At 72.4% G+C, this 11576-nt stretch carries 11 protein-coding genes; 9 read left to right on the plus strand and 2 right to left on the minus strand.

The features are described 5' to 3' along the window. Positions 1-47: 47 nt before the first annotated feature. Together moeB and PSEJ31_RS0106355 are read left to right on the plus strand one after the other, a co-directional pair. Positions 48-1184: a molybdopterin-synthase adenylyltransferase MoeB gene (moeB, locus tag PSEJ31_RS0106350; protein WP_019399386.1), complete on the plus strand. Its 1137-nt coding sequence runs from the start codon at positions 48-50 to the stop codon at positions 1182-1184. A gap of 59 nt (positions 1185-1243) precedes the next feature. Beyond that, a complete protein-coding gene (locus PSEJ31_RS0106355) occupies positions 1244-3085 on the plus strand; it encodes a monovalent cation:proton antiporter-2 (CPA2) family protein (protein ID WP_028914967.1) in 1842 nt (613 codons plus the stop codon). A 9-nt stretch (positions 3086-3094) separates the two neighbouring features. On the opposite strand, the gene PSEJ31_RS0106360 is transcribed toward PSEJ31_RS0106355, so the two are convergent. After that, a complete protein-coding gene (locus tag PSEJ31_RS0106360) occupies positions 3095-3391 on the minus strand; it encodes a DUF1244 domain-containing protein (protein ID WP_028914968.1) in 297 nt (98 codons plus the stop codon). A gap of 69 nt (positions 3392-3460) precedes the next feature. Between PSEJ31_RS0106360 and folD the strand changes: the two genes are divergently transcribed. The 5 genes from folD to PSEJ31_RS0106385 all read left to right on the plus strand — a co-directional run bounded on the left by folD (position 3461) and on the right by PSEJ31_RS0106385 (position 8572). Beyond that, entirely contained in the window at positions 3461-4321 is an 861-nt protein-coding gene (folD, locus tag PSEJ31_RS0106365; protein ID WP_028914969.1) for a bifunctional methylenetetrahydrofolate dehydrogenase/methenyltetrahydrofolate cyclohydrolase FolD, read from the plus strand. 133 nt (positions 4322-4454) lie between these two features. Then, positions 4455-5165 carry a cytochrome c oxidase subunit II gene (locus tag PSEJ31_RS0106370; RefSeq protein WP_028914970.1) on the plus strand — a complete coding sequence of 237 codons (711 nt, stop codon included), beginning with the start codon at positions 4455-4457 and terminating at the stop codon, positions 5163-5165. Then, a complete protein-coding gene (gene ctaD, locus PSEJ31_RS0106375) occupies positions 5162-7687 on the plus strand; it encodes a cytochrome c oxidase subunit I (RefSeq protein WP_028914971.1) in 2526 nt (841 codons plus the stop codon). Before PSEJ31_RS0106370 ends, ctaD begins: the two co-directional genes overlap by 4 nt. After that, entirely contained in the window at positions 7687-8034 is a 348-nt protein-coding gene (locus PSEJ31_RS0106380) for a hypothetical protein (RefSeq protein WP_147208999.1), read from the plus strand. The genes ctaD and PSEJ31_RS0106380 overlap by 1 nt, the downstream gene beginning before the upstream one ends. 7 nt (positions 8035-8041) lie before the next feature. Next, entirely contained in the window at positions 8042-8572 is a 531-nt protein-coding gene (locus PSEJ31_RS0106385) for a DUF2231 domain-containing protein (RefSeq protein ID WP_019399201.1), read from the plus strand. Here the strand turns inward: PSEJ31_RS0106385 and PSEJ31_RS0106390 are convergent. Beyond that, positions 8521-9027 (minus strand): CopD family protein, encoded by a 507-nt coding sequence (locus PSEJ31_RS0106390; protein WP_028914973.1) that lies wholly within the window; start codon positions 9025-9027, stop codon positions 8521-8523. The two genes, PSEJ31_RS0106385 and PSEJ31_RS0106390, sit on opposite strands and share 52 nt — an antisense overlap. 84 nt (positions 9028-9111) lie before the next feature. Between PSEJ31_RS0106390 and PSEJ31_RS0106395 the strand changes: the two genes are divergently transcribed. After that, on the plus strand, positions 9112-9972 hold the full coding sequence (locus tag PSEJ31_RS0106395; protein ID WP_037034666.1) for a cytochrome c oxidase assembly protein: 861 nt from the start codon (positions 9112-9114) through the stop codon (positions 9970-9972). 97 nt (positions 9973-10069) lie between these two features. Continuing rightward, entirely contained in the window at positions 10070-11530 is a 1461-nt protein-coding gene (gene guaB, locus PSEJ31_RS0106400; protein ID WP_028914975.1) for an IMP dehydrogenase, read from the plus strand. Positions 11531-11576: the final 46 nt, after the last annotated feature.

The raw sequence follows: 11576 nt of genomic DNA on the forward strand, positions 1-11576 counted from the left end.
CAATGCGCGCTTCCGCCGCCGGGCCATTGGCGTCGATAATCCGGCGCATGGACAGCGTAACGGTGACGCCGCGGCAGGCCCGCGAACGCCAGCGGCAGGGCGTGCTGCTGATCGACATCCGCGAGCCGCACGAACGCGTCTCCGGCCAGGCCGAGGGCGCGCTCGGCGTGCGCCGCGCCGAGCTGGAGGCCGATCCGGCCCGCCACCTGCCGGACCCGCAGGCCGAGGTACTGCTGATCTGCCAGGTCGGCAAACGCTCCCGCGCCGCGGCCGAGGCCCTGCGCGGCGCCGGCTTCGCCCGCGTTTACTCGGTCGATGGCGGCACCAATGCCTGGGCCGGCGAAGGGCTGCCCCTGGTGCGGCCGCAGCTGGAGCCGGCCGAGGCTGATTTCCTGGAGCGTTATTCGCGCCACCTGCGCCTGGCCGAGGTCGGGATCGAAGGCCAGCGGCGCCTGGCCGCGGCCCGCGTGCTGGTGGTCGGCGCCGGCGGGCTGGGTTCGCCGGCGGCGTTCTACCTGGCCGCGGCGGGCGTGGGCCACCTGCGCCTGGTGGACGACGACATCGTCGACCGCAGCAACCTGCAGCGGCAGATCCTGCATACCGAGGCCTCGCTCGGCACGCCCAAGGTCGAATCGGCGCGGCAGCGGCTGCAGGCGCTCAATCCCTCGATCCGGATCGAGCCGGTGCAGGCGCGGGTCACGTCGGACAACGTCGAGGCACTGCTGGACGGCATCGACGTGGTGGTCGACGGTTCGGACAACTTCCCGCTGCGCTACCTGCTCAACGACGCCTGCGTGAAGCTGGGCAAGCCGCTGGTGTACGGGGCGGTGCAACGCTTCGAAGGCCAGGCGAGCGTGTTCGATGCTGGCCGCCACCGCGGCGCGAAGCCGTGCTACCGCTGCCTGTTCCCGGAGCCGCCGCCGCCGGAGTTCGCGCCCAACTGCGCCGAGGCCGGGGTGCTGGGCGTGCTGCCGGGCATCGTCGGCCTGCTCCAGGCCAACGAGGCGATCAAGCTGCTGCTGGGCATCGGCGAGCCGCTGGCCGGGCGCCTGCTGCAGTTCGATGCGCTGGCCATGCGCTTCCGCGAACTGAAGTTGCCGCCGGACCCGGACTGCCCGGTGTGCGCCGAAGGGCGGCCGTTCCCGGGCTACATCGATTACGCGGCGTTTTGCGCCACGACCTGAAGCGTCGGACGGCGCGGGTCGGCACCCATGCGGGCCGTGGCCCGCGGAGGAGGACATCCATGGCGGTCGAAGCTGCCGGCGGGGAACAGCTGGTCAAGGTCGTCGCCCTGCTCGGGGCGGCGGTGGTCATGGTGCCGCTGTTCCGGCGCCTGGGCCTGGGCTCGGTGCTGGGCTACCTGAGCGCCGGCCTGCTGATCGGCCCGTTCGGGCTGGGCTGGTTCTCCGACCCGCAGGCGATCCTGCACGTGGCCGAACTGGGCGTGGTGATGTTCCTGTTCCTGATCGGCCTGGAAATGCGCCCGGCCCACCTGTGGAGCCTGCGCCGGCAGATCTTCGGCCTGGGCACGTTGCAGATCGGCCTGTGCACCGTGGTCCTGACCGGGGTGGCGTGGCTGTGCGGCCTGCGCATGCCGGCGGCCTTCATCGGTGCGGCCGGCTTCGTCCTGACCTCGACCGCGGTGGTGATGCAGCTGCTGGGCGAGCGCGGCGACATCGCCCTGCCGCGCGGGCAGAAGATCGTCTCCATCCTGCTGTTCGAGGACCTGCTGATCGTGCCGCTGCTGGCGCTGGTGGCGTTCATGTCGCCGCTGCCGGCCGCGGCGGGCGAGGGCAGCCGCTGGATGGCGGTGCTGGTCGGCGTCGGCGCCCTGGCCGGGCTGGTGGCGGCCGGCCTGTGGCTGCTCAATCCGCTGTTCCGGCTGCTGGCGCGGGTGCAGGCGCGCGAGGTGATGACCGCCGCGGCGCTGCTGGTGGTGCTGGGCGCGGCGCTGCTGATGGAGGTCGGCGGGCTGTCGGCGGCGATGGGCGCGTTCCTGGCCGGCGTGCTGCTGTCCGGCTCGACCTTCCGCCACCAGCTGGAGGCGGACATCGAGCCGTTCCGCGGCCTGCTGCTGGGCCTGTTCTTCCTCGGCGTGGGCATGGCCCTGGACCTGGCGGTGGTGGCGGCCAACTGGCCGCTGATCCTGTCCGGGCTGGTGGCGATGATGGTGGCCAAGGCCGCCTGCATCTACGTGGTGGCGCGGCTGACCCGCACCTGCCACCGCGATGCACTCGACCGCGCGGTGCTGATGGCCCAGGGCGGCGAGTTCGCCTTCGTGCTGTTCTCGGCGGCGCAGGCGGCGCGGGTGATCGACGGCACCGCCAACGCCAACCTGACCGCGATCGTGGTGCTGTCGATGGCGCTGACCCCGCTGGCGGTGCTGGCCGTGCGGCGCCTGGCCGGCGACGGCAGTGCGCCGTCGATGGACGGCATCGAGGAAGCGGACGGGCAGGCCGGCAGCGTACTGATCGTCGGTTTCGGCCGCTTCGGCCAGGTCATGAGCCAGGCGCTGCTGGCGCGCGACGTGGACGTGACCATCATCGATACCGACATCGGGATGATCCGCAGCGCCGCCGAGTTCGGCTTCAAGGTCTACTACGGCGACGGCACCCGCGCCGACGTGATGCGCGCCTCCGGCGCGGCCAGCGCGCGGGTGATCGCGGTGTGCGTGGACGCCCGCCGGGCCGCCACCCGCATCGCCCGGCTGTGCCGCGAGGAGTTCCCGCAGGCCCGGGTGCTGGTGCGCGCGTACGACCGCGAGCACGCGCTGGAGCTGGCGGCGCTGGACGTGCACTTCCAGGTCCGCGAGACCTTCGAGTCGGCGGTGCGCTTCGGCCAGGCCGCGCTGGAGGCGCTGGGCACCGAGCCGCAGCTGGCGGCGCGCATCGCCAGGGAGATGCGGCGCCTGGACGCCGAGCGCTTCGCCCTGGAGCTGGCTGCCGGCGACGTGCGCGCCGGGCGGCCGCTGATCATCGGCCATACCCCGCCGGCCACGCCCACCCCGTTCACTCCCCCGAAGCGGGTGTCGCGCCGCCTGGACGAGGCAGGCGGGGACGGGGCAGGGGAGACGCCGGCCGGCTGAGCCGGCGCCTCAGCCGTGGCGCTTGCGCGCGGCCTCGAACGCGGCCAGCTGCTCCGGCGTGGCCTCGCGCTGGTGGCGGGCCTTCCACTCGGCGAAGGGCATGCCGTAGATGGCCTCGCGGGCCTGTTCCCTGTCCATTTCCAGCCCGGCCTCGGCCGCGGCCTCGCGGTACCAGTCGGCCAGGCAGTTGCGGCAGAAGCCGGCCAGGATCATCAGGTCGATGTTCTGGACGTCGGTGCGTTCCTGGTTGAGGTGCCGCAGCAGCCGGCGGAACGCGGCCGCCTCCAGTTCCACCTTGTCGACCATGCTCCTACCTCGCGCGTCCGGAATCGGGGAGAATGTGCCGCTCCGCCGCACCGTCCCGCAAGCATCCCGATGACCGCACGCATCCTCGATGGCCGCCGCGTTTCCGAAGACCTGCTCGAAGAACTGAAGACGCGGGTCGACGCGCGCGTCGCACGCGGCCTGCCGCGGCCGGGCCTGGCCGTGGTCCTGGTCGGCGACGACCCGGCCTCGGCCGTGTACGTGCGCAACAAGCGCCGGGCCGCGGAGAAGGTCGGGATCGAGGCCTTCGACTACGACCTGCCGGCCGGCACCAGCGAGGCCGAGCTGCTGGAGCTGATCGACCGGCTCAACGCCGACCCGAAGATCCACGGCATCCTGGTGCAGCTGCCGCTGCCGGGCATCCCCGACGCCAGCCGCCTGATCGAGCGGATCGACCCGCGCAAGGACGTGGACGGCTTCCATCCCTCCAATGTCGGCCACCTGGCCCTGCGCCAGTTCGGCCTGCGCCCGTGCACCCCGCGCGGGATCATGACCCTGCTTGCGCATACCGACCGCCCGGTGCGCGGGCGCAATGCCACGGTCGTCGGCGTGAGCAACCACGTCGGCCGGCCCATGGGCCTGGAGCTGCTGATCGCCGGCTGCACCGTGACCAGCTGCCACAAGTTCACCCCGCTGGAAGTGCTGGAGCAGTCGGTGCGCAACGCCGACATCCTGGTGGTGGCGGTGGGCCGCCCGGGCATCGTCCCCGGCGAGTGGGTCAAGCCTGGCGCAGTGGTGATCGACGTGGGCATCAACCGCCTGGAGGATGGCCGCCTGGTCGGCGACGTCGGCTACGAGGCCGCGGCCGAGCGCGCCAGCTGGATCACCCCGGTGCCAGGCGGCGTCGGCCCGATGACCGTGGCCACCCTGATGCAGAACACCCTGGAAGCGGCCGAGGCCGCCGCTGCCTGATCGCCTGACCGCCTGACCCGCGGCGGCCGCCGCTGCGGCTGCCGCCGCGCGCCCCGGCGTCGCGGCGACTTCACGACGCCAGCGACACACTGCCGCCCTGGGACCGCGGCGGAGGATCGGGCTTATCGGCGCCATGGACAGACGCTGCTGGCTGGCGGCTCCGATCGTGCCGCCGCTGCTCGCCGGCTGCGCCGGGCCGCAGTCGGCGCTGGACCCGGCTGGCCCCGCCGCGGCGGCAATCGCCGGGATCTGGTGGGGCCTGTTCTGGATGGCGCTGGTGGTGTGGATGCTGGTCACGGCGCTGCTGCTGGCCGGCCTGCGCCGCCGTCGCCATCTTTCCGAGGCCGGCGCCCGGCGCATGATCGTCGCCGGTGGGCTGGTGCTGCCGACCGGGGTGCTGCTGGGACTGCTGGTGCACGGCACCCTGGCCAGCGACCGCGTCACCGGGCGCAGCGCCGATGCCTCGCACCTCGTTGCCGTCACCGGGCGGCAGTGGCACTGGGACTTCGTCTACCTGGGCGACGACGGCCGGCCGCTGGCGGCATCCACCGACCTGCTGGCCATGCCGCTGGGGCGGGTGGTCGAGTTCCGGATCGAAAGCGCCGACGTGATCCACAGCTTCTGGATCCCGCGCCTGGGCGGCAAGATCGACGCCATCCCCGGGCGCACCAACGTGCTGCGGCTGCGGGCCGACCAGGCCGGGTCCATCCGCGGCCAGTGCGCGGAGTTCTGCGGGCTCGAGCATGCGTTCATGGGCTTCGAGGTGCAGGTGCTGGCACCGGCCGAGTACGAGGCCTGGCTGCGCGACAACGCCGTGGCGCAGGCAGGGGAGGGCAGCCCATGAGCGAAGCGCGCATGGACATCTTGCCGCCCGGAGAGAACAGCCGCCGCCTGGCGGCGCTGGCGCGGATCTGGAACAACGCCCCGGGCTGGCGCGGCCAGCTGACCGCGGTCAACCACGGCACCGTGGGCCTGCGCTTCATCGCCACCGGCTTCGCCTTCCTGCTGGCCGGCGGCGCGCTGGCCATGTTCATCCGCCTGCAGCTGGCCTGGCCGGGCAACCAGGTGCTGGATCCGGAACGCTACGCCCAGTTCGTGACCCTGCACGGGACCACGATGATGTTCCTGTTCGCGGTGCCGATCATGGAAGGCTTCGCGATGTACCTGCTGCCGAAGATGCTGGGCGCACGCGACCTGCCGTTCCCGCGGCTGGGTGCCTTCGGCTACTGGTGCTACCTGTTCGGCGGCCTGTTCCTGTATTCGGGCCTGCTGTTCGGCGAGGCGCCGGACGGCGGCTGGTTCATGTACGTGCCGCTGACCGACGCGACCCATTCGCCGGGACGCGGCGTGGACTTCTGGCTGATCGGCGTGACCTTTGCCGAGATCGCGGCGGTGACGGCGGCGGTGGAGCTGATCGTGGCGATCCTGCTGTGCCGCGCCCCGGGCATGGATATCCGGCGCATGCCGTTGTTCGCCTGGGCGATGCTGGTCACCGCCTTCATGATCGCCTTCGGCTTCCCGCCGCTGATCCTGGGCAGCATCCTGTTGGAGATCCAGCGCGCCTTCGGCTTCGTGTTCTTCGACGTGGCCCGCGGCGGCGACCCCCTGCTGTGGCAGCACCTGTTCTGGCTGTTCGGGCATCCGGAGGTCTACATCATCTTCCTGCCCGCGGCCGGCGTGGTGTCGATGGTGGTGGCGACCTTCGCGCGCAGGCCCATCGCCGGCTACCTGTGGATCGTGCTGGCGCTGGTGACCACCGGCTTCCTCAGTTTCGGACTGTGGGTGCACCACATGTTCGCGGTGGGCATCCCGCTGCTGGCGCTGGCCTTCTTCAGCGCCGCGAGCATGGCCGTGGCCATCCCCACCGGCATCCAGGTGTTCGCCTGGCTGGCCACGCTGTGGGCCGGGCGGCCCTGGCTGCGGGTGCCGATGCTCTACCTGGTCGGCTTCTTCATCACCTTCGTCGGCGGCGGCCTGACCGGGGTGATGGTGGCCCTGGTGCCGTTCGACTGGCAGGTGCACGACACCCATTTCGTGGTCGCGCACCTGCACTACGTGCTGATCGGCGGGCTGATGTTCCCGATGTTCGCCGGGTTGTATTACTGGCTGCCGCTGGCCAGCGGGCGGATGCCCTCGGAAAGCCTCAGCCGCACCGCGTTCTGGATGGTGTTCGTGGGCTTCCACCTGGCTTTCCTGCCCATGCACCTGACCGGCCTGCTGGGCATGACCCGGCGTGCCTACAGCTATCCGGAACAGCTGGGCGTGCACTGGCTCAACCTGCTGTCCACCGCCGCCAGCTTCGTGCTGGCCGCCGGCACGGTCGCTATCCTGATCGACGCGGCGCTGTGCTTCCGCCATGGCCGCCCCGGGCGGCGCAACCCGTGGCGCGCGGGCACCCTGGAATGGGCATTGCCGCATCCGGTGCCGGCCTACAACTTCGCCTCGCTGCCGGTGGTGGCCGACCGCTATCCGCTGTGGCAGGACCGCGGGCTGGCCGCGCGCACCGCGGATGCCGCAGGGCTGCTGGGCGATCCGGCATCGGGACGGCGGGAGTCGATGGGGACCTCGATCCTCGGCGGCGTGCCCGAGCAGGTGATCCGCCTTCCCGGCTCGAGCTGGCAGCCGCTGCTGGCCGCGCTGGCGATCGCGGCGCTGCTGGCCTGCTTCATCGCCAGGCTCTACCTGGGCTCGGTGCTGGTGCTGGTGGTGCTGCTCGGCCAGTTCTGCGCGTGGGCCTGGACCACCGGCGACCGCCATGCGCCGGCCAGGGTGCAGGCCGGCCCGCGGCTCGGACTTCCGGTGCAGTACGCCTGCCGCAACGCGCCGGGCTGGTGGGCGCTGGTGGTGTCGCTGTTGATCGACGGCTCGCTGTTCGCGTCGCTGGTGTTCGCCTACTTCTACCTGTGGCTGGGCACCGAGGCCTGGCCGCCGGCGCCGATGCACGCGGGCGCGGACCCCACGGCCTGGGTCGCGCTGGTGCTGCTGGGCGTGTGCTGGATCGCTGCCGCGGCCTCCGCGCGGCTGATGCGCCGCGGGGGCGGGCGCGCCCTGGCCTTGCCGCTGGGCGTGGCCGCGCTGGCCGGGGCCGGCTTCCTGTGGGTGCAGTGGCAGGCGGTGGCGTCGGGAACCGGCGCGCCGGGCGAGCATGCCTATGCCTCGGTGGTCTGGACCCTGGCCGGCTTCCACGCGGTGCATGTGGCGGTGGCGATGCTGGTTGGCCTGTTCGTCGCCGCGCGCGGCCAGCGCGGCTACGTCGGCGCCGAGCGGCCGCTGGAGCAGCGCATCGCCGCGGCGTTGTGGGCCTACGTGGCCGCCCAGGGCGTGATCGCATGGGGCGTGATCCACCTGTTCCCGGAGTGGGCGTGATGGCCAGGTTCGCCAGTCCCTCGACCCTCGCCGGCATTGCCGCGCCGATGGCGGTGTGGGCAGTGCACTTCGTCGTGCTCTACAGCCTGCAGGGGCTGGCCTGCGGCGAGGGCTGGAGCCAGCGGGGGGCATCCTGGGCCATGCTCGCGCTTACCGTGCCCGCGCTGGCGGCCATCGCCTGGCTGGGCCTGCGCGCGCTGCGCGCCGCCAGGGCGGCGGGTGCGGCCGGCCCGGCGGCGCGACGGGCGCGGTTCGCGGCGCAGGCGGCCGCGCTCTGCGCCGTCCTGGCGACGGTGGCGGTGCTGTTCACCGTGGTGCCGGTGCTGTTGCTGCCGGCATGCCGCTGAGGTCGCCATGCGCAGGAGCCTGAAACAGCCCGTCCCCGACAACCGCAGCCACACCGTGGCCAGCCGGGTGGCGATCAAGCAGCACCCGCTGCATCCGATCCTGGTGGTGTATCCGGTGGCGGCGCTGACCCTGCTGCCGCTGGCGGACCTGCTCTACCTGTGGCTGGGCGATCCGTTCTGGGCGCAGGCGGCCTGGTGGCTGAGCGTGCTCGGCCTGGGCGGCGGGGTGTTCGCCGCGCTGTTCGGGATCGCCGACATGTTCCTCATCCGGGTGGTGCGCCGGCATGTCTCGGCCTGGATCCACTTCCTGGCGGGGGTGATGCTGCTGGCCCTGGCGGCCGCCGGGGTAAGCCTGCGCCTGCCGGATCCGGCCGCGGCCATCTGGCCGTGGGGCCTGCTGCTGTCCGGCGCCGGCATGGTGATGGTGGTGATCGTCGGCTGGCTGGGCGGGGCGCTGACCTTCCGCCATGGCATCGGCGTGTACGGCTACAAGGCGGCCGGGGAAGAGGGCGGCGACGACGCGCCGCCGGCGGCATGAGCCTCGGTGGCCGCGAGCGGGGGCGGGGGCAGGTCGCCGAAGGTGTGCGGCTTGGCCCCGGTCAGCGCGGCCAGCGCCAGCAGGAGCAGCAGCGGCAGCCAGCCCACGATCCGGTAGAAGCGGGCGCTGTGGCGGTCCTGGCCCTGGCCCAGTGCGTACAGGTGCAGGCCGAAGTAGAGGTGCAGCAGCACCGCGGCCATCACCACCAGCAGCTTGGCCGCCAGCCAGGCCCCGAACGGGACCATGGCGATGAGCACCATGCCCAGGGCGATGGCGACCAGGCCGGCCGGAGTGGCGATGCGGAAGAACAGCAGGTTGGCCACCGGATTGAAGTAGGCCGGGTCGGCATCGCGGCCGCCGCGATGGCGGGCCACGAACAGCCGCGGCAGGAAGAACAGCCCGCAGAACCAGACCATGACCGCGCCGATGTGCAGCAGCTTGAGCCAGAAGTACACGCGCGCTTCCTCGCGGGGCGGATTGGCCGGCAGGCTACGCCGCGGCGCGCGAAGCAGGCGTGGGCGGCGGCCGCCGTGATCGCGATGCTTCCGCTGCCGGCCCTGGCCCTGGTGCCGGCGTGCCGCGCGCCGGGGAGCCTGGCCGAGCCGTGGACGCCGCCCGGCCCGTGGCTGCTGCCGCCGCTGCTGTTGCTGGCGCTGTACCTGGCCGGCCTTTGGCGGCTGTGGCGGCGCGCGCCGGGACGCGGGATCGTCCCGCTCGAGGCCGCGGGCTTCGTCGCCGGGATCGTCCTGCTGGCCTTCCTCCTGGGCGGGCCGCCGAACGCCTACGCGCGCTGGTCGCTGGGCGCGCACATGGCCCAGCACATGCTGCTGCTGGCGGTGGTGCCGCCGCTGCTGCTGGGCGGACGGCCCTGGGCGGTGATCTCCGGGGCCCTGCCGCGGTCGCTGGCGTGGGGGCTGCACCGGTCGCTGCATCCGGCCCTGGCCTGGCTGGCCGCGCGCCTGGGCCCGGCCACGGTCGCGCACGCGGCGGTCATGGTGCTGTGGCACCTGCCAGGCTCCCTGCAGGCCGCGGTGGCCAGCACGCGCCTGCACGAGGCCATGCATGCCAGTTTCCTGCTGGCGGGACTGTGGTTCTGGGCCGCGCTGTGGCGGCGCATCCGCGACGCCGGCGCCGGTCCGGCACCGGGCGTGGTCGCCAGCGTGGCGCTGATGATGGTGATGGGCTTCCTGGGCGCGCTGCTGACCTTCGCCCCGCGGCCGCTGTACCCCCTGTATGCCTTCCGGGCCCCCGAGGTCGGGCTGGAGCCGCTGGCCGACCAGCAACTGGCCGGGCTGCTGATGTGGGTGCCCAGCTGCCTGCCTTACCTGGCCGGGGCGCTGTGGCTGACCTGGAAGGGGCTGGGGCGCGCGCAGCGGGCGCCGGGCCGGGCAGGGCGCTGAACGGCCCGCCGGCGGGTGCCGGCCGGAATGCTGCGTAGCGCCGTAGGGCCCCGGATCGGGGGTATAATGACGCGCTTCCCCACACCCGGGTATGCCGATGCTGCGCATCAAGGCCGAAGCACTCACCTACGACGACGTCTCGCTCGTCCCCGCCCACTCCACCGTACTGCCGAAGGACGTTTCGCTCGAGACGCGCCTGACCCGCGACCTGCGGGTGAAGCTGCCGATCGTCTCGGCGGCGATGGACACGGTGACCGAGGCCCGCCTGGCCATCGCCATGGCCCAGCTCGGCGGCATCGGCATCATCCACAAGAACCTGACCGTCGAGCAGCAGGCCAACGAGGTCGCCAAGGTCAAGAAGTTCGAGGCCGGCGTCATCAAGGACCCGTTCACCGTCAACCCCGACACTACCATTGGCGAGGTGCTGCAGCTGACCCGCGCGCGCAACATCTCCGGCGTGCCGGTGGTGGACGCCAACGGCCAGCTGGCCGGCATCGTCACCAGCCGCGACATGCGCTTCGAGAAGAAGCTCGACGATCCGGTGCGCCACATCATGACCAAGAAGGACCGCCTGGTCACGGTCAAGGAAGGCGCCAGCGACGACGAGATCTTCCAGCTGCTGCACAAGCACCGCATCGAGAAGGTGCTGGTCGTCAACGACGACTTCCAGCTGCGCGGCATGATCACGGTCAAGGACATCCAGAAGAAGACCGACAACCCCAACGCCGCCAAGGACGCGCACAGCCGGCTGATGGTCGGCGCCGCGGTCGGCGTGGGCGGCGACACCGAGCAGCGCGTCGAGGCGCTGGTGGCCGCCGGCGTGGACGTGCTGATCGTGGACACCGCGCACGGCCATTCCCAGGGCGTGCTGGACCGCGTGGCCTGGGTCAAGAAGAACTTCCCGCAGGTGCAGGTGGTCGGCGGCAACATCGTCACCGGCGACGCCGCGCTGGCCCTGTTCGACGCCGGCGCCGACGCGGTCAAGGTCGGCGTGGGCCCGGGCTCGATCTGCACCACGCGCGTGGTCGCGGGCGTGGGCGTGCCGCAGATCACCGCCATCGACGACGTGGCCGAGGCGCTGCAGGACCGCATCCCGCTGATCGCCGACGGCGGCATCCGCTACTCCGGCGACATCGGCAAGGCGATCGCCGCCGGTGCCTCCACGGTGATGATCGGCGGCCTGTTCGCCGGCACCGAGGAGTCCCCGGGCGAGGTCGAGCTGTTCCAGGGCCGCAGCTACAAGAGCTACCGCGGCATGGGCTCGCTGGGCGCGATGGAGAAGGGCTCCAAGGACCGCTACTTCCAGGACGCCTCCGACGCCGACAAGCTGGTGCCGGAAGGCATCGAGGGCCGCGTGCCGTACCGCGGCCCGCTGAGCGGCATCATCCACCAGCTCGCCGGCGGCCTGCGCGCCACCATGGGCTACGTGGGCTGCGCGACCATCGAGGAGATGCGCAAGAAGCCGCAGTTCGTGGTGATCACCGGCGCCGGCCAGCGCGAGAGCCACGTGCACGACGTCACCATCACCAAGCAGCCGCCGAACTACCAGATCGGTTGAGGCAGGGGCAGGCCGTTCGGCCACCCGGCGCACCGTCCACTGCCAC

This window comes from Pseudoxanthomonas sp. J31 (assembly GCF_000510725.1).
In the GTDB taxonomy this organism is placed as follows: domain Bacteria; phylum Pseudomonadota; class Gammaproteobacteria; order Xanthomonadales; family Xanthomonadaceae; genus Pseudoxanthomonas.

Coding starts and splice junctions, on each gene's coding strand:
- moeB (WP_019399386.1), top strand. CDS start 48: ATGGACAGCGTAACGGTGACGCCGCGGCAGGCCCGCGAACGCCAGCGG.
- PSEJ31_RS0106355 (WP_028914967.1), top strand. CDS start 1,244: ATGGCGGTCGAAGCTGCCGGCGGGGAACAGCTGGTCAAGGTCGTCGCC.
- PSEJ31_RS0106360 (WP_028914968.1), bottom strand. CDS start 3,391: ATGGTCGACAAGGTGGAACTGGAGGCGGCCGCGTTCCGCCGGCTGCTG.
- folD (WP_028914969.1), top strand. CDS start 3,461: ATGACCGCACGCATCCTCGATGGCCGCCGCGTTTCCGAAGACCTGCTC.
- PSEJ31_RS0106370 (WP_028914970.1), top strand. CDS start 4,455: ATGGACAGACGCTGCTGGCTGGCGGCTCCGATCGTGCCGCCGCTGCTC.
- ctaD (WP_028914971.1), top strand. CDS start 5,162: ATGAGCGAAGCGCGCATGGACATCTTGCCGCCCGGAGAGAACAGCCGC.
- PSEJ31_RS0106380 (WP_147208999.1), top strand. CDS start 7,687: ATGGCCAGGTTCGCCAGTCCCTCGACCCTCGCCGGCATTGCCGCGCCG.
- PSEJ31_RS0106385 (WP_019399201.1), top strand. CDS start 8,042: ATGCGCAGGAGCCTGAAACAGCCCGTCCCCGACAACCGCAGCCACACC.
- PSEJ31_RS0106395 (WP_037034666.1), top strand. CDS start 9,112: ATGCTTCCGCTGCCGGCCCTGGCCCTGGTGCCGGCGTGCCGCGCGCCG.
- guaB (WP_028914975.1), top strand. CDS start 10,070: ATGCTGCGCATCAAGGCCGAAGCACTCACCTACGACGACGTCTCGCTC.